Raw genomic sequence first — 23035 nt, 5'->3', positions numbered from 1 at the left:
GCGTCTCCTGTGGCTCGGTGAGCTTGCTTATACGCTGGCCGTTTCTTCCGTGGCCTTGCGCCGTGCCAGGGCTTCGGCCACATGGGCTTCCAGTTCCAGGGCACGATGGGCGGCGGTATGGTTGGCCATGACCCGCTCGCGGGCCGCCTTGCCGATGCGGGCGAGCTGTTCGGGCGGGGTATCACGCAGGGCGCGCAGCACGTCTTCCGCCGTTTCCGCGATCAGGATTTCACGTTCGGGCTCGAAGAAGCGGTCCAGACCGTCCCACCAGTCGCTGATGATCGGCGTGGCGCAGGCGGCGGCTTCGAACAGGCGGACGCTGGGCGAGAAGCCGGCGGCGACCATGTCCTCGCGGGTGATGTTGATGGTGGCACGCTGCGAGCAATAGAAATCGCGATGGGCATAGGGCGGCAGATGCTCGATGCGCTCGACCCCAGCCCAGTCCACTTGCGGCGGATATTGCGGCCCGGCGACGACGATGCGGCCTTCGGGCCAGTCGCGGGACGGCTTGATCAGGAATTCCTCGACCTTGGGCTGCCGGTCCTTGCTCCAGGTACCCATATAGCCCAGGTCCCAGCGCGGGGCGACGGGTTCGGGATAGTAGAGGCGCGGGTCGACCGAGCAATAGAGCGGCCGGGCCATGGGCGAGCCGAAATCCTGTTCCAGCTTGTCCAGCGTCGGTCCGCCGGTGAAGGACAGATACAGGCCGTAGGCGGGGATCAGGTCGCGCGACAGATATTCCTGGTCGCCGCGCGCCAGCTTCGCCAGGGTGACCGGGGTGTCGATGTCGTAGAAGGCGGTCAGCCCTTGCGCGGTCTGGGTGACCCAGCGCCCCACCGCCACGCCTTCGGGCACGTAGGAACCGACGATGACCAGGTCGGAGTCGCGTACCGCGCCGGTGAAGCGCTCCAGCAGGTCGTCGAAATCCTTATAGAGCTTGGTGCGGCCCCAAGGCGGCTCGGGCATGTCGCGGTTGGCGGCATACCACGGCACGTCGCGTTCCAGGAACAGCACGTCATGGCCGCGCTTGGTCAGTTCGCGCACCAGGGCGCGATAGGTGGTGGCATGGCCGTTGCCCCAGGACGAGGTGATGGACAGGCCAAGGATGGTGATGGTCATGCTCATGGGGCGGCCTCCAGCAGGCGGGCGCGCTCGCCGGTCAGCAATTCGGCGACCTGGACGGCGCGGTGTTCATAGGTGTGATGGGCGAGAACGCGGCGACGTGCGGCCTCGCCGATGGTGCGGGCGCGGCGGCGGTCGAGGGCGCGCAGATGCTCGGCCACTTCGGTGCCATCGCGGGCGACCAGGACTTCCTTGCCGGGGTCGAGGAACATCTCGATCCCTTCCCAGGCATCGGTCATCAGGCAGGCCCCGGCGCCTGCGGCCTCGAAGACGCGGGTGGGCGGCGAGAAACCGGTCAGCGCCATGCTGTCGCGGGTGATGTTCAGCACTGCCAGGGCCGAGACGTTCACCGCGTTGTGCTGGTGGGTGTAGACATGGCCCAGGGCGCGCACATTGGCGGGCATGGGCTTGTCGTGCCAGCCGTTGCCGCCCAGCAGGAAACGGCGCTCCGGCAGCAGGGCGGCGGGCTTCAGGAAGAATTCCTCGACGCGCGCTTCGCGGTCGGGCAGGCGGTTGCCCAGGAAGGCGAGGTCGCAGCCGAAGGCCGGGTCGATGGGAACGGGATGATGACTGGCCGGGTCGAGGGCGTTGTAGATCGGAACGCATCGCTTCGCGCCCAGGGCTTCATAGGCCTGGATGACGGGTTCGCCGCCGCCATAGGTCAGCACCATGTCATAGCCGGGGATCAGGCGGCGCAGCGGATCGGCGGGATTGGCGGCCATGGAGGCCAGGGTGGCGGGCGCGTCCACATCCCAGAAGATGGCGAGGCCGCCGGGGCGGCGCAGGGCCAGGACGGCGTCTTCCAGTTCGGCATCGAAGACGCCGACGCCGCTGGCCTTGACCACCACATCAGCACCCCTGGCCTGATCCAGGGCATCCTGCATGCCTTCGGGCGTGGCGGGCCAGACGACGACCTTGGCCCAATCCGGCGGGTCGATGTCGCGGTGGGCCTGACGGTCATAGGCGTCGGGCTCGTAGAATTCGATCCTGAAACCGTGGCGGGACAGGGCGCTCAAGAGCCCCCGGTAATAGGTCGCGGCTCCGTTCCAATAGGCTGAAACGAGGCTGGAGCCGAAAAAGGCAAGACGCATGGCAGGTTTACTCCCCGGCGGCGACGGCGCGTGTCTGCCCGGCGCCGAGGGCGCGGCAGATGGCGAGAAGCTGTTCGACGCGATGGCCGCAGCTATGGCGATCGCGGATGGTTTCCAGGCCGTGGCGGACCAGATGATCGGCCAGGGCGCGGTCGTTGAGGACGTCGCGCAGATGGCGCTGCATCTGCAGGCCGGTCTTGGCGACCAGGTAATCCTCGCCCGGCGTGAACAGGTTTTCCGCATCCTCCCAGGGGGCCGAGATCAGCGGAATGCCGCAGGCCAGGGCCTCGAAGACGCGGATGGTGGGAATGCCGGGCAGGGTGGTGGCGTAATAGCGGCGCGGCACATGGACGGTGACGCGGTAATGGGCGAAGGTGGCGGGGACGCGGTGATTGGGCAGCCAGCCGGCATAATCGATCCCGGCCTCCGCCAGGGCCTTCAGCCCTTCCTCGGGATAGCGTACGCCATGGACGCGCGCCTTCAGGCCGAGATGGCTGACCGGGCGCAGCAGGAATTCCCCCAGTTCGGCGCTGCGTTCGCCATCGCCCCAATTGCCGATCCACACCAGATCGCCTGCCTTGTGGGTGGCGGCATGGGGGCGGAACAGGGTGGTGTCGGCGGCTTCATGCCAGGTCCAGGCGCGCTGGGTCCAGCCTTCGTGCAGATAGATGTCGCGGATCACATTGCCGAAGGCCAGCACGCCGTCGAAGCCCGACAGGTCGTAGCGGGCCATCGTCTCGCGCTCGCTGACGGCCCGGTGGTGGGTGTCGTGGAACAGCAGGCGGAAGCGGGCGCCGCCCTTGCGCATGGAAGACAGCCGGGCGACCAGGGCCGGGTCGTTCCATTCATGGACGATCACCACGTCGGCGCCGTCGGTGGCCTGGTCCAGGTCCAGGGTCTCCAGGTCGTATTCCAGGGAGGTCAGGTCGGGCAGGGCGCTGGCGATTTCGCGCAGCACGCCCATCCCCTGGTCGGCCAGCAGGTTGGCGCGGCTCCAGCCGCCCTTGGGTTCCAGTACCCGGACCTCGTGGCCGCGGGTCTTCATTTCCCGCACGACACCGCGCAGGAAATGGGCGTTGCCGTGATTCCAGTCGGATAGAAGCGAGTGATAGAACAGGACGAAGCGCATGATGCTCCTATTCGCACGGGAGGATTGATCGAGCGGGGCCATGCCCGGGGCTCGGGGATCAGGCATGCAGGGCGCCGACCGACATGCCCAGACCGGCATAGAGGGCGGCATAGGAATCGGCCATCCGAGCGGCGGAATAACGGGTGGCCCGCAGGCGGGCGGCCTGGCCCAGATCCTCGCGCCGGACAGGATCGGCGGTCAGCTCGGACAAGGCGGCCTGCAAGCCCTCATGGTCGTCGGGATCGACGAAGACGGCGCAGCCCTCCCACAGCTCGCGCAGGGTTGGAATGTTGCCCAGGACCAGGGCGCAGCCCGACAGGGCCGCTTCCAGCGCCGCGAGGCCGAAGGGCTCGTAGCGGGCTGGCAGGGCGAAGATGGCGGCCCGTGCCATGGCTTCGCACAGGCCTTCGCAATCCAGGACCCCCAAGCCGCGCGCGGCGCCGAATCCTTCCGACCGGCCGTCGGGGGCGGTGGTGTCTCCGGCGATCAGCACCGGCCAGGGCAGGCGGGCGGCCACCGCGTCGAGGGCCGAGACATTCTTGGCCTCGTCCCAGATGCGCCCGGCGCTGAAGATGATCGGGTCCTTCGGGCCGGGGATGAAGGCCGTGGGCTCGCGGCCGTTATGGATGACCCGCCCGCCCTTGGGCAGGCCGTGGACGGCCTCGATCTCGTCGAGGAAGGCCTGGGTCGGGGCGACGACGCGGGTGGCGGCGGCCAAACCGGCGCTCAGGCGGTCGGCATAGGCCTGCCAGTCGGCGGGGGCGTCGCAGCCCTTGACGGCGCGCCACCAGGACAGGACGCAGGAATGGGCGACCAGCACCACCGGGGCCTGGAAGGGCTCGGCGGCATGGGCCCAGCCGTTGATCTGTACCACGTCGGGACGGTAGCGGCGCTCCAGCGCCAGCAGCCAGTCGCCCGAGGCGCGCAGGCTGTCCCGCCCCACTTCGGGCATCCATTCCAGCGGAAAGGGCGCGCATTCCAGCACCAGGCCGGGCACGGCGGCGGCCTGGGCGCGCTGGGCGGAGCTGGGCGAGGGCCCCATCACCGCCAGCACCGTCCGCACACCGCGCGGATGCAGGGAGCGGGCCAGTTGCAGGCAGTAATGCCAGACGCCGCCCACCGCATCGGCGGTCATCAGCAGCGTGGAATGCCGGGCCGGCATGGTCATTGCGCACCCCGCGCCAATTCGAGCTCGGTCAAGGGCAAGGGCCGGGCTTCCTGGATGTCGCTGAAGTCGACATAGCGTTCCAGATACCAGTCCAGCGCCCGCTCCCAGGCCTGATCGTCGGGCAGCCCCCAGCGCAGGCGGTAGTCGGGCGAGCCGGGATAGGGGAAGAGCGGGACCGGGTCGTTGGCCCAGACCCCGGCCGCGCGCATGGCGTCGCGCCAGCGGATCACCTCTTCCTCCTCGTCGTCGGGGGTCTCGATCAGATTGGCCTGGACGAAGGGGACGTGGCGCTTGGCCAGGACCAGGCGCTCGGTCAGCTCGTCGGTGCTCATGCGGCAGTTCTTGTCGAGCGCGGAGCGGCCCTCTGGCGTGATGCTTTCCACCCCGGCCTCGATGGAGACGCAGCCTGCGCGGCCCAGAAGCTCGATCATCTCGGGCTTCCACAGATCGATGCGGGTCTGGATGCCGAAATGCAGGCCGCGCCCGACCAGCGCTTCCAGCAGCTTGCGGTCGGGCAGGAAGATCTCGTCGATGAAATACAGATAGGTCACGCCCTGGGCCTTCAGCCCGTCGATCTCCTCCAGCAGGAGGGCGAGGTCGCGGCGGCGGTATCTGTCGCGGTAATTCTCCTTGGCGCAGAAGGTGCAGCGATAGGGGCAGCCGCGCGAGGCCTCGACCTCGGCCCCCGGTCCCTGCGGGGTGGTGTCGAAGCGGTGATGATGGTGGCTGTGGCGCCGAACCCATTCCTCAGGCCAGGAGAGGGCGGGCAGGTCGGTGAAGGCGGCGGCATGGGGGCCGCCCTTGACCACCGGCTCGCCGTTCTTCCAATAGCAGACGGAGGTCAGATTATCCGGCGCCTCCTCGGCCAGGCGGGCGAGGATTTCCTCGCATTCGCCCATCACCACCACATCGACGCCCAGCTTGCGCAGGGCGGCGCGCGGCGTGGTCGAGCCATGGGGGCCGACGGCGACCGTCATGCTGCCGGTGACGCCGCGCAAGGCCTCCAGCAGCATCTGGGGCACGCGGAGTTCCGGCGGGGCGCAGCGCCAGAACAGATAGGTGGGCGCGGTGGTGACGACGGTGACGTCGGGGCCGAAAGCCTGGACGCGGGCGCGAATCTGTTCCTGGTCCAGGCCCTCGATATGACCGTCGATGATCACCGCTTCGTGGCCGCCGCGTTCCAGCAGGGCCTTGCTGTAGCCCAGCTCCAGCGGCAGATGGGGTTCGCGGCAGCCGAAATAGATGCTGCCGTCGAAGGTCCAGTTGGGGTTCACCAGGGCGAAGCGCACATCTCCTCCTTATTGAGCGACGGCGTGGGCATGGACGGCTTGCCTTTCGGCCAGCCATTGGTTCAGGCGCGCCACGCCGGTGGCGGCATCGACCTTCGGGGTCCAGCCGGTCAGGCTGGAGAAGCGGCGGGTGTCGGAGACGTAGTAGAGCTGATCGCCCGGCCGCCAGTCGCCGAAACTCAGTTCGGGGCGACGGCCGTTCATCCGCCCGATCATGGCGATCAGTTCCAGCAGCGACAGGGCATTGGCCGGGCCGCCGCCGATGTTGAAGGCCTGGCCCGCCAGCTTGGGCATCTTGGCCTGGGCGGTCAGGAAGGCCTCGACCACGTCCTCGACGAACAGCACGTCGCGCACCTGCTTGCCGTCGCCGAAGATGGTGATCGGCTTGCCGTCGCGGGCCGAGATCAGGAAATGGGCGACCCAGCCCTGGTCCTCGGTGCCGAACTGGCGCGGGCCGTAGAGGCAGCTCATGCGGAAGACGCAGGCTTGCAGGCCGTAGATGCGGGCATAATCCAGCACATATTGGTCGGCCCCGCCCTTCGAGCAGCCATAGGGGCTGTAGAGGTCGAGGGGCTGGCTTTCGTCCACGCCATGAGCGAGCGCCGGGTCCACCGGCTCGTAGCGGGTTTTTCTTTCTTTCAGTTGCAAGTCGCCCAGCTTGCCGTAGACCTTGTTGGTCGAGGCGAAGACCAGCGGCGGCGGCGCGGGCTGGGCGCGGATGGCCTCCAGCAGGTTCAGCGTGCCGCGCAGGTTGATCTCGAAATCGGTCACCGGATCGGTGACGCTGGTGGTCACCGCGACCTGGGCGGCGAAGTGATAGACCTGGGCGCAGCAGGACACGGCATCGCGCAAGGCATGGGCGTCGCGGGTGTCGCCCAGCATGGCGGTGATGCGCTCGCCATGGCGATGGCGCAGCCAGGCTAGGTTCTCTTCCACTCCGGCGCGGCTGAGATTGTCGAAGATCAGCACCTTGCGCCCCTCGGCGGCGATGCGGTCGGCAAGATTGCTGCCGACGAAGCCCGCACCGCCGGTGATCAGCACCGGGCGCTTGTCGGGGCTGGCGGCGATGGCCGGTGCGCTGAGGCCGATGACGTCGCGCGCCCGCTCGATGCCGCCTTCTTCGAGCAGGCGGCAGAGCAGCTTGGGCGAGCCGTCGGAGCGCACCAGGCCGAGATGGTAGTGACGCTCGTCGAAATGAAAGCCCTCCTGGCTGGCGATGGAGGGGTCCAGGTCCTGCCAGCCATACCAGTAGACGCGCTCGGCCGGGGCCTCGGCGGCGGTCAGGAAATGTTCGACCTGCTTGGCTTCGTCGCAGCGCCAAGTGGAATAGCCGACCTCGGTGATCCAGATTTCCGGATCATGGCCGTGCCCGTTCAACACCTCCCGGGCCTGGGCGATCACGTTCGGCCAGCCGGGCCAGACCGCCTGCCAAGTACCGGGGAAACCGTGCAGGGCGACGGCGTCGATATATTCCAGCACGCCATGGCTGCACATGGTGTCCAGCCAGTTGGGATCGGGCGGGCACATGCCGGCCAGCACGGTCTTCTTGCCGCGCTGCTGGACCCAATAGGCGGCGCCACCGACCATCTCGGCGAAGAGATGCCAGCCGGGGTCCATCATCCAGTCCCAATCGTTCAGGTTGTTGGGCTCGTTCCACAGCTGGATGTATTCGAAATGCTGGCCGTGGCGGGTGATGAGGGTGTCGATGAAATCGGCGTAATCCTTCAGCACGCGCGGCGGCGAGGGCGATTTCGGTTCGATCCCCAGCGATGGCGGCGTGTAGGTGACGCAGGGCAGCAGGTCGAATTCGCGCGATAGCTTGGGCAGCAGCCAGTCGTACCAGAGCTGTCCGTTCTCGGCGTGATATTCCGCCCAGGAGATGGCGGTGCGCAGGCGTTGCACGCCCATGCGCTTCATCTGTTCGATGACCCGTTCTGTGCGCTCGAACTCGCCGGGACGCAGCCATTCGACGATGCCCATGCCGGCGGGCAGGCCCGAGGAAGAGGAAGGGGAGGAGGGAGAAAGGGGGGAGAACTTCTGGATGCGATCGGTCATCAGGCCACCAATCCTCGGCTCGTCAGTTCCCGCGTCGCGGCGTCCACCCGGTCGATGGCAGGCTGCTCGGACAGCCATTCCACCAGTTCGGCAAGGCCGTCCTCGATGGCGATTTCCGCCTCGAAGCCCAGCACTTCGCGGGCCAGGGTCATGTCGGCGAAGCAATGGCGGATGTCGCCGACGCGGTAGCGGCTGTTGACCTGGGGCTGGATGTCGTTCTTGCCCATGGAACGGGCGAGCAAGGCGGCCACCTCGGTGACGCTGCGGCTCTGTCCGCTGCCGACATTGAAGACCCGGCCGATGGCTTCGGGTTTGTCCAGGACCATGCGGCAGGCGCGGGCCACATCCGAAACATGAACGAAATCACGGCGCTGGTGGCCGTCTTCGAAGATCATGGGCGGATTGCCGTTCAGCAGCCGGGCGGCAAAGATCGCCAGCACGCCGGTATAGGGATTGGACAGCGCTTGACGGGTGCCATAGGCGTTGAAGAAACGCAGGGCGGTGGTGCCGATGCCGTAGGCCTGGCCGACCATCAGGCACATGCGTTCCTGCACGTATTTCGACAGGGCATAGACCGAGGCCAGCGCGGGGCGCTTGCTCTCGGGCGTGGGAACGGGCATCAGCATCCGGCCCTGGGCGTCGAGCAATTCCCATTCGCCGCGCTTGACGGCGTCGACGTCGCGCTCGGCCGTCTCGACCATGCGGCCGTCGGCGTCGCGATACAGGCCTTCGCCGTAGATGCTCATGGAGGAAGCGACGACCAGACGCTCCACCGGGCGTTCGATCAAGGCCTGAAGCAGGGTCGCCGTGCCGAGGTCGTTGACGGAGACATAATCGTTGACCCGGTACATGCTTTGGCCGACCCCGACCATGGCGGCGAAATGATAGACGGCGTCTACTCCCTCCAGCGCCTTGCGCACCACTTCGGGATCGCGGACATCCCCATGGACGAGTTCGGCATCGGGCGACAGGTATTCGGGCCGCGCCCCATCTGTGCCATGGACTTGGGCGGACAGGCTGTCGAGAATGCGGACACGGTTCCCGGCGCCGAGCAACTGGTCGCAAAGATGGGAACCGATGAAGCCGGCTCCGCCGGTTATGAGGATCTGCCGGGGCATGAGAGGCTCCTGGTAGTTCTGCTGCTTCAACAGCGGGCTTCCCCTTTAGGTTCGAGCACCGATTGGAGATTTCCATTGTGCAGAGGGGGAGTTGCGGCGCAGGAGGAGGGGGGCACGCGAGTGCGCGCTAATCCTTTCGATTTCGCCCCTTCTCAAAGGGGCGAAAGCGGCGCGTCTTCCGGGCGGGATTGAGATGAAGGGAGCGGGGGGCTATGGTGGCGCCCCTTTTGTCCGGGTGGATTGTGAAAAGATGCGTCTGTCTCGTTTGGCCCTGCCGCTTCTCCTGGCGGCCCTGATTCCCGCCTGTCAGCCCAGCAAGGCCGATCTGATCAGCAAGTCGGACGCCGTGACGACCAAGGCGCAATTGCGCCAGAGCCTGGGCGAGCCCGACGGCATCGACAAGTTCGGGCCCCTGGAACGCTGGATCTACGACGCCCGCGACGGCCGCCTGGTCTTCGTCATCGCCGGTGACACCATCACCCTGCAACACACCGAATGATTCCGCCGCGCGCGAAGGGGCTTTCCCCTGCCGCGCCATAACGCTAGAGTGCCCCTAGTCTTCCTACGGGAATAGGCGCCGACGGCATGAGTGGGGGGGCCGAGGCCCTGGAACTGGCCCTGGCTGGTGAACGCCGTAGCCAGGAATTCTATGCCGGTCTGATCGGCCATCCGGAGCCGGAAATCACCGTCATGGCGCGCGCATTCGCCGCCGAGGAAGCCGCGCAGATGGCCGGGCTGGAGATGTGGCGGGAAGGCTACGCCGCCTGGCCCGTTCCAGGCGGCCGCTCCCTCCGCTTTGTTCTGTCGTCCGGGCGGCGGGAATGTCAAAATGCCTCATGGATCCGCAGTCCGGGGCGGAAGGGGGAAGGGGATGGTCGCGCTGAAGGACAAGCTGGAGGGAATGGCGGAATGGACGAATCTGTTCTGGGGCCGGCATCAATCCGTCGGCACCATCGCCCGCCGCGACCTGCTGACCTGTTCCCCGTCGCTTCCTCTGGCCGAAGCCGCCGCCCGGATGGTCGAGGCTGCCTGTTCCTCCATTATCGTGATGGAGGACGGGCAGCCTTTGGGCATCTGGACCGAACGCGACGCACTCAGAGCCGACTTCGATAACGGCAAGGGCTTCGAGCGGCCCATCAGCGAGGTGATGAGCCGCCCCCTGGACTCCGTCGATGCCGGGCGCACCGTCGAGGAGGTGGCCGAGCTTTTCCGCAAGTCCGGTCGGCGCCATCTGCTGGTGACGGCGCCGGACGGGGCCATCCTGGGCATGGTCACGCGCAATGATGTCGCCATGCGCCTGGGCGTGGAGGCCTATTTCGCCCTGCGCGAAGTCGGCGACGTGGCGACGATGGTGCCGCTGAAGGTCGAGGCCGGGACCAATGTCGGAAAGCTGGCCGAAGCCCTGGCCGAGGCCAAATGCGAGGCCGCCATCATCATCAGGGAGGGCGAGCCGGTCGGCATCGTCACCGAGCGGGACATGGTCCGTCTGGTGGCCCAGCGCCGCAACGACGCATTGGCGGGCGAAGTCGTCAGCCGCCCCCTGCTGTGTATCGCCGCGTCCGCTCCCCTGGTACAGGCGCGCGAGATGATGGAGGCCCGCGGCCTGCGTCATCTGGCGGTGACGGACGAGGCCGGGGCGCTGACCCATGTCCTTTCGCTGGCCGATATCCTGACCGATGTGGAACAGGGCTATGTGCGCCTGCTGGAACATGCCCTGCAGGAGCGCACCCGCAGCCTCGGAGAGGCCGAGGACCGCCTGACCATCCTGCACCGGGCGATCGACCAGGGCGCGGCCATGGTGCTGATCACGGATCGGCAGGGCTGCCTGAAATTCGTCAATGCCGCCTTCGAACAGGTCACCGGCTGGCGCCGGGACGAGGTGCTGGGCCGGAATCCCCGTCTGCTGAAATCCGGTGCCACGCCCGAGGAGACCTATGCCTCCCTGTGGCGCGAACTGGCCGCCGACGGCGTCTGGCGCGGCGAGTTGTGCAACCGGCGCAAGGATGGCTCCCTGTTCTGGGTGCGGGCCACCATCTCTCCGGTCAGGGACGAGTCCGGCGAGGTCACCGAATATGTGGCGGTGGAAGAGGACATCACCGAAACCAAGCGCATCGGCGACGCCTTGCGCCAGAGCGAAAGCCTGTTCCGCGACGTCATTGATTCGACGCTGGAAGGCTATTGCGCCCTCGACCCGAAAACCGGGGAAATCCTGGACTGCAATGGTGCCATATGCCGGATGATCGGGCGGGAGCGTGAGGACATCCTGGGCAAGCGCGCCCATGACTTCATCCTGCCCGAATGCCTGCCCCATTTTCAGGAACAGCTGGAGAAGGTCCCCAGGACCAATCACCGCTCCTATGAGTTGCTGCTGCTTCACACCGACGGCCATACGGTGCCTGTCTCCGTCAACGCCACCACGCGCTGGAGCGAGACGGGAGAGGTGTTGTTCTCCTTCGCCTTCGTCACTGATATCACCGAGCGTCGGCAGGCCGAGGCGGCGGCCAGCGAGCGCGCCGCCCTGTACCGCCAGATGTTCGAGACCAACAAGGCGGTCAAGCTGCTGGTCGATCCCGCGGACGGGCTGATCGTCGACGCCAATGACGCGGCCCTGGATTTCTATGGCTATACGCGCGAGCAGTTCGGGCAGATGAAGATCAGCGACATCACCGTCCTGAGCCCCGAGCAGGTCTACAGTGAGATGGACAAGGCGCGGCGCGAGGAGAGGCAGAAATTCCAGTTCATCCATCGTCTGGCCGACGGAGGCTTGCGCGATGTGGAAGTCTTCTCCGGACCCATCCATGTGGCCGGGCGGACCTATCTCTATTCCATCATCTTCGACGTGACGGAGCGTCACCGCCTGGCGCGGGAGCTGGAAGGCAAGAACAAGGCGCTGGAACGGTCCAACGACGACCTAGAGCAATTCGCCTATGCCATTTCGCATGACCTGAAGGAGCCGCTGCGCACGGTCAACATGTATCTCCAGCTCATCGAGCGCCGCTACAAGGGGAAGCTGGACGGGGACGGGGAGATCTTCATCGGCTTCGCCACCGACGGCGCCAAGCGCATGACCCGGATGATCGAGGACCTGCTGCAATATTCCCGCGTCAACACCCGGGGGCGCGAATTGGTGCCGGTGGATTCGGGCGAGGCCCTGGGCGCGGCGCTGGAAAATCTGGCGGTGTCCATCGACGATTGCCAGGCCCAGGTGGTGGTGGCCGGGGACATGCCGCCGGTCATGGCCGATGCCGCGCAATTGGTGCGGCTGTTCCAGAATCTTCTGGGCAATGCGGTGAAGTACCGCCATGCCGACCGTACGCCCCTCATCGAGGTCAGCGTCCGGCGCGAGGAGGACGGCAATCAATGGATTTTCGCCGTGGCCGATAACGGCATCGGCATCGACCCGGCGCAGAACGACCGCATCTTCCAGGTCTTTCAACGCCTGCACCCGCCGGGCCAATATCCCGGCAGCGGCATCGGGCTGGCCGTGGCCAAGCGCATCGTCGAACGCCATGGCGGCCGGATCTGGGTGAACTCGGCCCCCGGGGAAGGGGCCACCTTCTTCTTCACCCTGCCTGGGGCGTAAGTCCGGGCCCTTTAGCCGGAGGTCTTGGCCGAAGCGCTTTGATGGTCCTTGCGCAGGCGATTGACGCAGCTCTCGGCGGCGGCCTTGTCGTTGTCGAGGGCGTTGCGGTATTCCAGCGCGTAGAAATCGCCCCGCGCCACGTCGAAGAACAGGTGGACATCCAGGCTGCAGGCGCGGCTTTGATAGCGCCAGACCTTCCCCGGCGCGGCCTCGATCTCCTCGCTGGGCATGCCGAGGATCTGCGACAGCTCGGCGGCGCTCTTCCCGACCAGGATGGGTTTCTCGATGCCGGGTTCGGCCACGGCCGCCGCGGACGGCTTGGGCTTGGGCGGCGGGGGCGCCTTGGGCAGCGCGGCCGGCTGCACCGCCTGCTGCACGGGTGCAGGCGCAGGCGCAGGGGCCGCGACTTGCGGCGGGGCCGGGGCCAGGGCTGTCTCCAGGAAGGCGCATCCGGTCAGGGAAAGAAGGACCAGGGACACCAGCGGAAGACGGCGAAGCGAGACAGGGGCAGGCATCATTCGCGAGACTCTAAAGCGCGGAAATCGGCGCGCAGGGGGCTCCATACTCCCGAATGAGCCGCCGGACGCAAGACCGATTCCTATCATGACGGTGTTAAGATTGTGTCAAAAGGTGAAATCCGCGATGGGGTGGTGACAAGTTTTGGTCATCTCTTTCGAGTTATTGCCTTTGGGTGGGGGATTGCCAAGAGTCCTATCTTCAAATCGCCCCTCCCTGATGTGACATACCCCTCGAGGTGTGACATGCAACCCCTGATCCCAATTTCTTTTGCGGCTTTCGTCCTCATGGCCGCGCCGGGCTTGGCCGGAGCCGAATGGAGCGGCGCCCCGCCGATGCCGGAAAAGCCGCTGAATGGGACGGTCGTGGAGCGGACGGATGCGCGTCTGGCCTCGGCGAGATCTTCCGTCCGGTCCCTGCCGGAGCCGTCCCTGCGCCAGGTGCCCTTCGGTCTGGCCGATGGGGTGTGCGATCGGGGGGCAGTGGTTACCCTGGCTGCCCTGCCTGCACCGGGTCTAGCCGGGGGCGCCATCGGCCGTGCCATGGATGCCGCGGATCAGGCCTGCATCGCCCAGGTGTTGGATCAGGCGCCGGATCGGCACCAGATAGGCTGGCGGAACGGGAATGCCCTCTACGCCGTGCGGCCGGTGGACAGCTTCCGCTCGGATGAAGGACGGGAATGTCGGGAGTACCAAACTCGTGCCATAATCTCGGGCGCAGCTTATGTGCTCAATGGAATAGCCTGCCGTAGCCCGGATGGTCTGTGGCGAATGATGGATTAAGCCTTTGTTTGCGACTTCTTACGAAAATGTCACCATGGAATCCGGACTGTCTACTAAGGATGGCGTGGCGATGATGGCGACTGACGTCGTGCTCGTGGATGATGACGACCTGTTCCGCGAGTCACTGGCGCGCAACCTGGCGGATGAAGGGTTCAACGTGGTCGATTTCGGCGACGGCCCTTCCGCCCTGGATTATCTTCTCGGCGGGGGACAGGCGTCGCTTGTGATCCTCGATTGGAAGATGCCCGCGATGAACGGCATCGAAGTGCTGCGCCGCATGCGTGACGCCAAGCGCGACGTGCCGGTGATCTTCCTGACCGCGCTGACGGACCAGATCTATGAAGAAGCGGCGCTGGCGACCGGGGCCGTGGACTTCGTCGAGAAATCGCGCAGCTTCTCCATCGTCAAGCGCCGGATCGAACTGATCATGAGCGGCCTGAAGACCGGCGGCGCGGGCGAGGACGGCAAGGCGGGCGGCGATGACAATTGCCTGGAACTCGGCTCCCTGACCTTGCGGCTGGATACCCATCGGGCGTATTGGAAGGGGCAGGAACTGGAACTGACCCTGACCGAGTTCAAGATCGTCCATCATCTCGCGGCCCGCCAGGGAGCGGATGTGTCCTATCGCGAGATCTATGACGTGGTCCATGGCTCGGGCTTCATCGCCGGTTCCGGGGAAGAGGGCTACCGCGCCAATGTCCGAACCTTTATCAAGCGTATCCGGCAGAAGTTCCGCAACGTGGACGACGGCTTCGAGCAGATCGGCAACTATGCCGGATTCGGCTATCGCTGGAATGCCTGACCAGGAGCGGGAGGTGCCGCATCGGGATGATGGCGGCACCTTCGCACGCATCAGACGGGCCGCCAATTCCCTGACGGCCAAGCTGCTTCTTCTCGTGGCGATCTTCGTGGCCGTGCCGGTCATCCTGCACGGCCAGTTCCGCCAGGCCGAGATGGAGCGCCGCACCGTCCTGCTCCAGACCCTGCAGGAGCAGGGGCATCTGATCGCTCAGAGCCTGCGCCGCGTGATCGACCAGCCCGGCTCGCCGCCCATCACCGAGGCCCGCCGCGTCATCGAGGACATGCATTCCGACCGCTTGCGGGTGAAGCTGCTGTTCCGCCCCCTCGACGCGCCGGAGGCTTCCTTCTTCCTGGTCGCCACGCTGCCCTCCCTGGCCAATGAGGGGCTGGAGCGCGAGCGAGCGGAATTGTTCGGCACCGGTATCCTGGACCGTTTGCGCGGCACCTGCGCGGGCGAGGGCGCGGTGGCCCTGCGCTACAACAATCTGGCCGGGGAAGAGGAGATCCTCAGCTCCATCACGCCGGTCCAGGTGGAATCGGGCTGCTGGGCCGTCATCACCTCCCATTCCATGGCCGATGTCATCGGCTCGTATATCGGCAAGCCCTATTACGAGCGGCCGGAAGTGCAGCTCGCCTTCGCCATCTACATCATCATGGCGGTGCTGGTCCTGGCGATCTTCGGCGATGTCCTACGTGGGCTCAGCCGTTTCCGCCGCCTGGCCAGCCGCATCGATGCCGGTGGCCGGAACGAAGTCTCCTTCGCCGCGCAGAACCGCTTGCCGGAATTGGCCGGCGTGGCCGAGGCCTTCGACCGCATGGTCGAGAATCTGCGCGCGTCCGCCCGTAGTATCCGTTACGCGGCGGAAGAGAATGCCCATGCCTTCAAGACGCCGATCGCCACCATTTCCCAGGCCATCGAGCCGATCCGCCGCGCCCTGCCCAAGGATGCGGCCAATGCCCAGCGCTCGCTGGAAGTGATCGAGAAATCCATGCTGCGGCTGGATTCCCTGGTGGGGGCGGTGCGGATCATGGATCAGGCCGTGGCCGAACTGGTCTCGCCCCCGCGCGAGAAGGTCGATTTGTCGGCCCTGACCAACACCATGATCGAGTCCTATGGCGAATCCCTGGCCGGCAGCGATGTCAGGATCTCGGGCAGCATCGATGCCAATGCGGTGGTGCGGGGCGGCGAGGAGATGCTGGAGACGGTGCTGGAGAACATTCTCGACAATGCCGTCAGCTTCAGCCCGCCGGGCAGCACCATCGACGTCACCCTGCGCCGGGCCAGCGGCGTGGCCGTGCTGTCGGTGGAGGACGAGGGGCCGGGGGTCGAGCCGGGTATGCTCAACAAGATCTTCCAGCGCTATTTCTCCTACCGTCCGGCCGAGCAGGAACGCAACGAACCCCAGGACGCCACCCATTTCGGCATCGGCCTATGGGTGGTGAAGCGCAACCTGGAAGCCATCGGCGGCTCCATCCGTGCCGAGAACCGCGTCAATGGCGGCCTGCGGATGGTGATCACCCTGCCGCTGGCGAAATAGAGAGGCCCTGAGGAGCCGCGAAGCGGCGTCTCGAAGGGGGCAAAAACAATAAGGGCCGCTTCCGGGAAGCGGCCCTTATCTGTCTGACGCTGAAGGGAAGGCCTTAGGCGGCCTGAACGCCCTTTTCGGCCAGCAGGCTCTTCAGTTCACCCGAAGCGGCCATTTCGCGCACGATGTCGCAGCCGCCGATGAACTCGCCCTTGACGTAGAGCTGGGGGATGGTCGGCCAGTTGGTGAACTGCTTGATGCCATCACGCAGGCTGGGATCCATCAGCACGTCGATGCCCTTGAACTTCACCCCGGCATCGGTCAGCACCTGCACGACGGCGGCGGAGAAGCCGCATTGGGGGAACATGGGGCTGCCCTTCATGTACAGGACCACGTCGTTTTCGGAAATGTCCTGCTGGATGCGTTCAAAAACCGGATTGCTCATCTCAATTGTCCCTTGATCCTGGTAGGTCGGCGTGGCCCGATCCCATTTTTATGGCAAATACCATATAAAATGAGTCGGGTGTTTGTCAAACCGGCTGGCCCCCTTCGCCACGCGAGTTGGTCCGGTCATGCGCCCAGCCGGAATCGGCGCACCAGGGCCGGCACGTCCACGGAATATATCAGCAATCCGGCCCAGATGCACAGGAAGGTGATCAGGTGGGTTTCGGTGAAATGCTCGCCGAAGACGAAGACCGCGATCAGCATCTGAACCGTGGGATTGATGTACATCATCAGGCCGACGGTCGAAAGCCTCAGCCGCCGCGCCCCGAAGGCGAACAGCAACAGCGGCACCCCGGTGACCGGCCCGGCCAGCATCAGCATCAGGATGGTGGAGAGATCGCCTTCCAGGAAGGCACCGCCGCCGATCCATGCCAGATAGGCCAGGGCCAGGGGGGCCAAAATCACCGTTTCCAGGAACAATCCACTCAGGCTTTCCACCGGCGCCGTCTTGCGCATCAGGCCATAGAAGGCGAAGGTGACCGCCAGGGTCAGGGCGACCCAGGGCAGGCGGCCGTGCATCGCCATCATATAGGTCACCCCGACCATCACGACCGCCAGGGCGACCATCTGCCGCGGATTCATCTTCTCGCCCAGGAACAGGCGCGCCAGCACCACGACGGCTAAAGGATAGAGGAAATAGCCCATGCTGGCTTCGAGGGCATGGCCGCTGATGATCGACCAGATGAACAGGACCCAGTTGATGCCGATCAGGGCCGAGGACAGGACCAGCAACCCCAGCAGGCGGCGGCTGCCGCTCATGGCCTTCAAGGCGGCGGCCAATTCTCCCCGTGCGGCCAGGGCCAGCCCGGTCAGGACCAGCGTCCAGAGCGTGCGGTGGCACAGCACTTCCAGCGGCGAGATATGGGACAGGGCTTTGAAATAGAGGCCCGAGACGCCCCAGATCAGATAGGCGCAGCCAGCGGCCAGAACGCCGATGGCGACAGGATTGGACAGGGCGGAGGATTGGCGGAACATTGGTCTGACCACGAGAGGGGTGGCCAGCATAGCCGAACAACAGGGGCAGACAATGAATTTGTGCGGAAGCGGCCTGTCCCCGTCCGGGTTGCGGGAAGGGGACAGGCCCTTGGGCCTCAGCCCAGCTTCGGCGCCGTTTCCGGTGTGGCCGTCTGCAAGGCCAGGGCGTGCAATTCGCCGCCCATTTTTCCTTTCAGCGCAGCATAGACCATCTGGTGCTGCTGGACGCGGCTCTTGCCGCGGAAGGCTTCCGAGACGACCAGGGCGGCATAATGGTCGCCGTCGCCCCGCAGGTCCTCGATGGTGACCTTGGCGTCGGGGATGCTTTCCTGGATCATTGCCTGGATGACGTGGGCTTCCATGGCCATGGCTTGTTTCTCCTCTAGCCTGCTCGGACCGAAGGCGAAGGTAGCGGCAGATGAAAGCCTTGTCACCCGCCTGTTTGTAACCGCGCGTCCCGCTTATTTCTCCAAGGGCGGGAGCTTCTCGGGGAGCGGGAAAAGGGTGATGAAGGTTTCGGCAATCTTGCGGTCCCCGGTAAGGGTCAGGGCGCCGTCCTTCTCCAGGGCCCCGATGGCCTGGCCCCCATAGATGGCACCGGCGATGGCCGCTGGGCTGCCCGTGAAGACCGCATCCGCTTCATCGACGGGCCCGGCGGCGACCTCCAGTCCTTCGGGCGAAACCTTGGCGAGAAACGTCTCCTCGCCCAGGCGGAAGCCGATGCGGGCGTTCAGGCCTGCGGCGCGTTCGCGGGAGAACATCGTCCGCAGGGACAGGATCAGCGAGGCCGTGCTGAAGGGAAGGCGGGGATCGTGCAGGGGGGAACGCACCGCCCAGCGGCCCAGGGCCTGGAAGATCGGTTCGCTTTCATACCCCCAGGGGGTGAGCTCATAGACCCGCGCATTGGCCGGGGGCGGCAAGCTGCGCCGGATCAGCACGCCGATGGCTTCCAGACCTTCCAGGCGCTGCGTCAGGACATTGGCGCTGATGCCCGGCAGCCCGGCGCGCAGGTCGCTGAACCGCTTGGGACCCGTCATCAATTCCCGCATGACCAGCAGCGCCCATCTTTCCCCCACCAGATCAAGGGCATGGGCCGCTGCGCAGGCATCCTCGTAGCGGCGCCGGAAGACCGGCTCTCCAGAGTTAGTTATTTTTTCTGACTTCATAGTTGTTTTTTGTAACTCACCGTGACAGGCTCTCTCAATCAAATCGTGAGGGAGTGCGTTATGTCGAGGATGATCTTCATCAATCTGCCTGTTGCCGACCTTCACCGGTCGATCGCCTTCTACGAGGCGCTGGGGGCCGTCAAGAACAAGGATTTCTGCGACGACACGACGGCCGCCTGCATGGTGCTGTCCGACAGCATCCATGTGATGCTGCTGACCCATGCCAAGTTCCAGACCTTCACACCGAAGAAGATCGCCGACGCGAAGGTGGTCAGCGAGGTGCTGCTGTGTCTTTCCGCCGACAGCCGGACCACCGTGGACGAGATGGTGGAAAAGGCCGCCGCTGCCGGCGGGATCAAGGATCCGGTGCCGAAGGAAGAGCATGGTTTCATGTATGGCCGCAGCTTCGAGGACTTGGATGGCCATATCTGGGAAAGCATGTGGCTGGATATGGACGCCGTCAGGGCGATGCGTGCCGAAGGCGTGGGCGCCTGACGGGTATCGAACAGAAGGAGGAAGCGATGACCTATGTGGATGGATTTGTGGCTGCGGTGCCGACCGAGAACCGTGAAGCCTACAAGAAGCATGCCGAAATGGCGGCCGTGGTCTTCAAGGAACACGGGGCGCTGCAACTGGTGGAATGCTGGGGCGACGACGTGCCCGACGGCAAGGTGACGTCCTTTCCCATGGCGGTCAAGAAGAAGCCGGACGAGACGGTGGTCTTTTCCTGGATCACTTGGCCGTCGCGCGAGGCACGGAACGAGGGCATGAAGAAGGTGATGGAAGACCCCCGCCTGCAGCCGGATGTAAATCCGATGCCCTTCGACGGCAAACGCCTGATCTATGGCGGCTTCGAGATGATCGTGGGGGAATGACCTGTTTCTGGACCGGTCAGGGCTTCGGGGCCATCCATGCCGCCACGAAGCCCAGCATGGTCTTGACCATGTCCGGATCGTCGGCGGCCTCGGCGAGTTCCGTAAGCCTGTGGACGGTGGTGAGCACTTCCAGGCGTCGGCGATCCAGCATGCGGCCGCTCAGGGTTTCGTATTCCGCAGCGATCCGCTCCGTCAGGTCGTGGGAAATCAGGTTCGAATAGATGAAGTCTTGCTGGAGCGGCCCGAAGCCGGAATCGGCGAAATCATAGATGCCGTTGAGCCGGTTGGTGCCATGATCGAAGGCCATGTTCCAGCCATGGCCGTCGAAGAAGCCGTAAACGATTCCATACGGGTCCGGCGGCATGTCCTGCCAGGCCGCGATGGCTTGCTCGGCTTGCGGGCGAAAAGCCTCGGGCAGAAGCGGCCAAGCCCGTCGCAGAATGACCTCCGGCGCCAGCCAGGGGCGGATCGGGCGGGCGCCGGCCGCTTCCATCTTCTTTGCCTCCAATCCGTGAAGCTGGGCATAGAAGAGGGCCAGCTCGGCGGCCAGCCTTTGCCTTGCCGCTTCCGGCAGGCGTTCATATTCGGCAGCGAGCAGGTGCTCGCCCTTGAGCTTGGCATGGCGGGAGAAAAGGGGAGGGCCGGGGCAGAGGATCAGATCCGGCACCGGCATGGCAACGGCGGGGCGAATGACGGCCAACAGGCTGGCCTCGGTCCTCAAGGCCTGCTCGGCGGCGTCATGGCGGGGAAACTTGAAGATCAGCCGGTCATCGACATCGACGGCGATGCTGTCCCATCCGGCCGTGAGCATGGAGAAATCCGATCCGGAGAGTTCCGGAAATGAGGTGAGTATGATGGCCCGAAATGTTTGAAGCTTCGGTTCCAACGTCATCTTCCCTCTCTTTTTGGCCGCCAGGAGGCAGGAGCCTCCTGGCGGGTTTGGGCGGAACTCAAGAAAAAGGATATTACGATACCGGCTTGCCCATGGTTCGGTGTTCCATGAAGAAGCGCAGCATTTCGCGGGTGGCATCCGGTCCTTTGGGATCGGTATAGGACCCGGCTGTCTTGCCTCCGGACCAGGCATGGCCGGCACCGTGGATGGTCCATTGCTCGCAGATGACTTGCCCTGAGGGGGCGGTGTGGAGGATGCGGCTATAGGCATGGCCGCCGCTCACCTGCCCGCGCAACATAGTTGTTTCAGCCTGAGGGTTTGCGGTTTTGGCTTGGGCGACGATGTGTTCGCCGTTGCGCAGGTGAACGGTATTGTCCTGGTCGCCATGGAAGACGATGGTGGGCACGGTTTTCCCGCTGCCGCTCAAGGCCGGGGCTCCGCCCATGCGCATGGCGGTGAAGGCGGAGGGGATGTCGCGGGCGGCGCCGCAGGCGAGGCCGGAATGAACGCCGATCGCGGCATAGAGGTCCGGATAGGTCGCGCCCATGATGGCGGCCGCTGCGCCGCCGGCCGACAGGCCCGCGATATAGATGCGGCTGGGATCGACCGCGTGGTCTTTCATGATCTGGCGAGTCAGTCCGGCAATCAGCGCGGCCTCGCCTTTGTCGCGTCCCTGGTTCTGGGGATCGAACCAGTTCCAGCATTTCGAGGGATTGGCCGATGGGGGCTGGGCCGGATAGGCGACGAAGAAGCCTTGTTCCTCGGCCAGTTCGTTCATGCCCGTCCCTGCGGCGAAGTCATCAGGGGATTGGGTGCAGCCATGCAGCATCACCACCAGCGGGAGCCTCTGTCCGGCGCGACCGGCGGGGGTATAGAGCTTGTATTCGCGCGTTCCCGCCGCAGAGCTATAGGTCTTGGTGACGAAAGAGGCGCCATCGGGCGGGGGTGGGGCATGGATTGGCTTGGGCTGGGAAAATCTCTCGGCCCACTGTCCTGCGCCCTTCGGCGCGAAACGGGCCTTGAGGCCGTGCAGGGCCTCTTTCATGCTGGACCGGGAAAAAGGCGCTTCCTCTGTTCCGGACTCCTCGACCCGGCGGGCTTCGCCCTCGATTACAGTATAGGAACCTGCGGGCTCATGATCCGGCGCGGCATCGGGCTTGTGGCCGCTCAGCAGGCGCTGGATCAGGGCCGTTGCTTCGGCGAGGCGGCCTGCGCGGGTGAGGCGGGTTGCCTCCTCCATGTCATGGTGGTTCATGTCGCTGGTTTCCTGTGCTCGGAAACAGGCCAAGAGAAGGCGCGGCCCTGTCTCATCAAAAAAGGTGTCTCATCAAAAAAATGGCGGCAAGGTGCCGTCAGTGCATGCGGTCTGCAAGAGCTGCCTTGACCTCGGCGCTGGCATGCAGCGCGCCCAGCACGGTCACCGAGGCAATGGTGGCGCGGGCGAGGTCGGGCGTGACGTCCCGTGCGATGGTGGCAAGTCCCAGGACGCGGATCTGGAGCATTTCTCCCGCATCCCGTGCCGCTTCCAGATCGGCGCGGCTGTAATGGCGCAGGCCGAGGTCGACGCTTTTGCGCGTCACGGCCTGGCGCACCACGTCGGCATGGCGTTCGACCTGATTGCGGATGGCGGTGCGGATGAAGTCCGTGCGGTTGGAGTAGAAGCCTTCCTGCACGATCAGATCGATATGGCCAAGATCGACATAGCCGAGATTGATGGTGATCTTCTCGCTGTCGGCTTGTTTGGGTTTGGGGTCGCTTGGGGGTTTCGCCATCTATCTGCCATCCTTACACCATCCATGTGGATGGTAAATAGGGTGCTGCAGGCAGGCGTCAAGGACTGGACCCAATCGGGTCCAGCGAAAAAAATATCAGTGCGCGGATTTTTTCTCAGCCGCCGCTATTTCCTGGGCGGCTTATCGGGTGTCGAGAGATACAGCTCCTCCAGCTTCTGGCGGGCCCAAGGCGTCTGCCTCAGGAATTTCAGGCTCGACTTGATGCTGGGATCGTTGCGGAAGCACTGGATCGGGATCATCCGGCCCAATTGGCTCCAGCCATAGCGCTCGACCATCCTGGTCAGGACCATTTCCAGGGTGATGCCGTGCAAAGGATTGTTCGGTTGGTGCTGAGACATGGGGGCAGCATACAGGGCTCGGGTTCGTGGCTCAAAGCAAAGAAAAAGCCGCCGATGCCACAGGCACCGGCGGCGAAATTTCCGGGCTCCGCCCAGACCTGCAAAGAGGCTTGGCCCTTTTGATCCTGTGTCTTCGTTCGTCGCTCCCGCGGAAGCGGGAGCCCATGTCAGGACCGGAAGAGATCGTGGCGGCATGGATTCCCGCTTGCGCGGGAATGACGAATAAGAACAACGGGTTCCAAGGGCCGAGGCCCTTGGCGGGTGCAGGGCGGAGCCCTGCGAAGAAGTAAGCTGAACAGCCTTTGGCCGGTC

General features: G+C 65.2%; 23 protein-coding genes. 7 read left to right on the top strand and 16 right to left on the bottom strand.

The features are described 5' to 3' along the window. Positions 1-27 precede the first annotated feature (27 nt). Genes EPD66_RS17910 through EPD66_RS17880 form a run of 7 tightly spaced genes read right to left on the bottom strand, consistent with a single transcriptional unit; the run spans position 28 to position 8972 of the window. Entirely contained in the window at positions 28-1125 is a 1098-nt protein-coding gene (locus tag EPD66_RS17910) for a glycosyltransferase (RefSeq protein WP_255448560.1), read from the bottom strand. Further along, positions 1122-2213 carry a glycosyltransferase gene (locus tag EPD66_RS17905; RefSeq protein ID WP_142849875.1) on the bottom strand — a complete coding sequence of 364 codons (1092 nt, stop codon included), beginning with the start codon at positions 2211-2213 and terminating at the stop codon, positions 1122-1124. Before EPD66_RS17905 ends, EPD66_RS17910 begins: the two co-directional genes overlap by 4 nt. A 7-nt stretch (positions 2214-2220) precedes the next feature. After that, positions 2221-3342, bottom strand: coding sequence for a glycosyltransferase (locus EPD66_RS17900; protein ID WP_142849898.1), 1122 nt, complete (start codon positions 3340-3342; stop codon positions 2221-2223). Between the two features lie 58 nt (positions 3343-3400). Then, the gene (locus EPD66_RS17895; protein ID WP_221931021.1) at positions 3401-4510 is read right to left on the bottom strand and encodes a glycosyltransferase family 4 protein; all 1110 of its coding nucleotides are present in this window, start codon (positions 4508-4510) and stop codon (positions 3401-3403) included. Beyond that, complete coding sequence (locus tag EPD66_RS17890) at positions 4507-5799, bottom strand: TIGR04295 family B12-binding domain-containing radical SAM protein (RefSeq protein ID WP_142849874.1); 1293 nt, start codon at positions 5797-5799, stop codon at positions 4507-4509. The genes EPD66_RS17895 and EPD66_RS17890 overlap by 4 nt, the downstream gene beginning before the upstream one ends. Before the next feature lie 9 nt (positions 5800-5808). After that, positions 5809-7854: an NAD-dependent epimerase/dehydratase family protein gene (locus tag EPD66_RS17885; protein ID WP_142849873.1), complete on the bottom strand. Its 2046-nt coding sequence runs from the start codon at positions 7852-7854 to the stop codon at positions 5809-5811. Next, complete coding sequence (locus EPD66_RS17880) at positions 7854-8972, bottom strand: NAD-dependent epimerase/dehydratase family protein (protein ID WP_142849872.1); 1119 nt, start codon at positions 8970-8972, stop codon at positions 7854-7856. Before EPD66_RS17880 ends, EPD66_RS17885 begins: the two co-directional genes overlap by 1 nt. Positions 8973-9222: 250 nt before the next feature. On the opposite strand from EPD66_RS17880, the gene EPD66_RS17875 reads away from it, so the two are divergent. Both EPD66_RS17875 and EPD66_RS17870 read left to right on the top strand, forming a co-directional pair. Next, positions 9223-9471: a hypothetical protein gene (locus EPD66_RS17875; protein WP_142849871.1), complete on the top strand. Its 249-nt coding sequence runs from the start codon at positions 9223-9225 to the stop codon at positions 9469-9471. 372 nt (positions 9472-9843) lie between these two features. Then, on the top strand, positions 9844-12555 hold the full coding sequence (locus EPD66_RS17870; protein WP_185961485.1) for a PAS domain S-box protein: 2712 nt from the start codon (positions 9844-9846) through the stop codon (positions 12553-12555). An 11-nt stretch (positions 12556-12566) separates the two neighbouring features. On the opposite strand, the gene EPD66_RS17865 is transcribed toward EPD66_RS17870, so the two are convergent. Beyond that, the gene (locus tag EPD66_RS17865; RefSeq protein ID WP_142849869.1) at positions 12567-13073 is read right to left on the bottom strand and encodes a hypothetical protein; all 507 of its coding nucleotides are present in this window, start codon (positions 13071-13073) and stop codon (positions 12567-12569) included. Positions 13074-13316: 243 nt separating this feature from the next. On the opposite strand from EPD66_RS17865, the gene EPD66_RS17860 reads away from it, so the two are divergent. The 3 genes from EPD66_RS17860 (at position 13317) to EPD66_RS17850 (ending at position 16192) form a co-directional block, all read left to right on the top strand. After that, positions 13317-13853 (top strand): hypothetical protein, encoded by a 537-nt coding sequence (locus EPD66_RS17860; protein ID WP_142849868.1) that lies wholly within the window; start codon positions 13317-13319, stop codon positions 13851-13853. A gap of 70 nt (positions 13854-13923) precedes the next feature. Further along, the gene (locus EPD66_RS17855; RefSeq protein WP_370511896.1) at positions 13924-14655 is read left to right on the top strand and encodes a response regulator transcription factor; all 732 of its coding nucleotides are present in this window, start codon (positions 13924-13926) and stop codon (positions 14653-14655) included. Positions 14656-14668: 13 nt separating this feature from the next. Beyond that, entirely contained in the window at positions 14669-16192 is a 1524-nt protein-coding gene (locus tag EPD66_RS17850; protein WP_255448559.1) for a HAMP domain-containing sensor histidine kinase, read from the top strand. Positions 16193-16295: 103 nt separating this feature from the next. Here EPD66_RS17850 and grxD read toward each other — a convergent pair whose 3' ends face one another. From grxD to EPD66_RS17830, 4 genes are all read right to left on the bottom strand, one after another. Beyond that, positions 16296-16625 (bottom strand): Grx4 family monothiol glutaredoxin, encoded by a 330-nt coding sequence (gene grxD, locus EPD66_RS17845; RefSeq protein ID WP_142849866.1) that lies wholly within the window; start codon positions 16623-16625, stop codon positions 16296-16298. 125 nt (positions 16626-16750) lie between these two features. Continuing rightward, positions 16751-17659 carry an EamA family transporter RarD gene (gene rarD, locus EPD66_RS17840; RefSeq protein WP_142849865.1) on the bottom strand — a complete coding sequence of 303 codons (909 nt, stop codon included), beginning with the start codon at positions 17657-17659 and terminating at the stop codon, positions 16751-16753. Between the two features lie 116 nt (positions 17660-17775). Next, positions 17776-18027, bottom strand: a complete 252-nt coding sequence (locus EPD66_RS17835; RefSeq protein WP_142849864.1) for a BolA family protein — start codon at positions 18025-18027, stop codon at positions 17776-17778. A gap of 93 nt (positions 18028-18120) precedes the next feature. Beyond that, positions 18121-18825, bottom strand: coding sequence for a helix-turn-helix domain-containing protein (locus EPD66_RS17830; protein ID WP_142849863.1), 705 nt, complete (start codon positions 18823-18825; stop codon positions 18121-18123). 60 nt (positions 18826-18885) lie between these two features. Between EPD66_RS17830 and EPD66_RS17820 the strand changes: the two genes are divergently transcribed. Further along, entirely contained in the window at positions 18886-19320 is a 435-nt protein-coding gene (locus EPD66_RS17820; RefSeq protein ID WP_142849862.1) for a VOC family protein, read from the top strand. Positions 19321-19346: 26 nt separating this feature from the next. After that, on the top strand, positions 19347-19700 hold the full coding sequence (locus EPD66_RS17815; RefSeq protein WP_142849861.1) for a DUF1428 domain-containing protein: 354 nt from the start codon (positions 19347-19349) through the stop codon (positions 19698-19700). Between the two features lie 16 nt (positions 19701-19716). Here EPD66_RS17815 and EPD66_RS17810 read toward each other — a convergent pair whose 3' ends face one another. The 4 genes from EPD66_RS17810 to EPD66_RS17795 all read right to left on the bottom strand — a co-directional run bounded on the left by EPD66_RS17810 (position 19717) and on the right by EPD66_RS17795 (position 22723). Then, positions 19717-20511: an aminoglycoside phosphotransferase family protein gene (locus tag EPD66_RS17810; protein WP_221931020.1), complete on the bottom strand. Its 795-nt coding sequence runs from the start codon at positions 20509-20511 to the stop codon at positions 19717-19719. Between the two features lie 154 nt (positions 20512-20665). Next, positions 20666-21847, bottom strand: a complete 1182-nt coding sequence (locus EPD66_RS17805; RefSeq protein ID WP_142849859.1) for a PHB depolymerase family esterase — start codon at positions 21845-21847, stop codon at positions 20666-20668. A 97-nt stretch (positions 21848-21944) separates the two neighbouring features. Next, positions 21945-22364: a CopG family transcriptional regulator gene (locus tag EPD66_RS17800; protein ID WP_142849858.1), complete on the bottom strand. Its 420-nt coding sequence runs from the start codon at positions 22362-22364 to the stop codon at positions 21945-21947. 125 nt (positions 22365-22489) lie between these two features. Further along, on the bottom strand, positions 22490-22723 hold the full coding sequence (locus tag EPD66_RS17795; protein WP_142849857.1) for a VF530 family DNA-binding protein: 234 nt from the start codon (positions 22721-22723) through the stop codon (positions 22490-22492). Positions 22724-23035 lie beyond the last annotated feature (312 nt).

The organism is Telmatospirillum sp. J64-1, assembly GCF_006980715.1.
GTDB classification, from domain to species: Bacteria; Pseudomonadota; Alphaproteobacteria; order Rhodospirillales; family Magnetospirillaceae; genus Oleiliquidispirillum; species Oleiliquidispirillum nitrogeniifigens.
The sequence above is the reverse complement of the archived record's forward strand: the minus strand, read 5'-3'. Positions and strand labels throughout refer to the sequence as shown.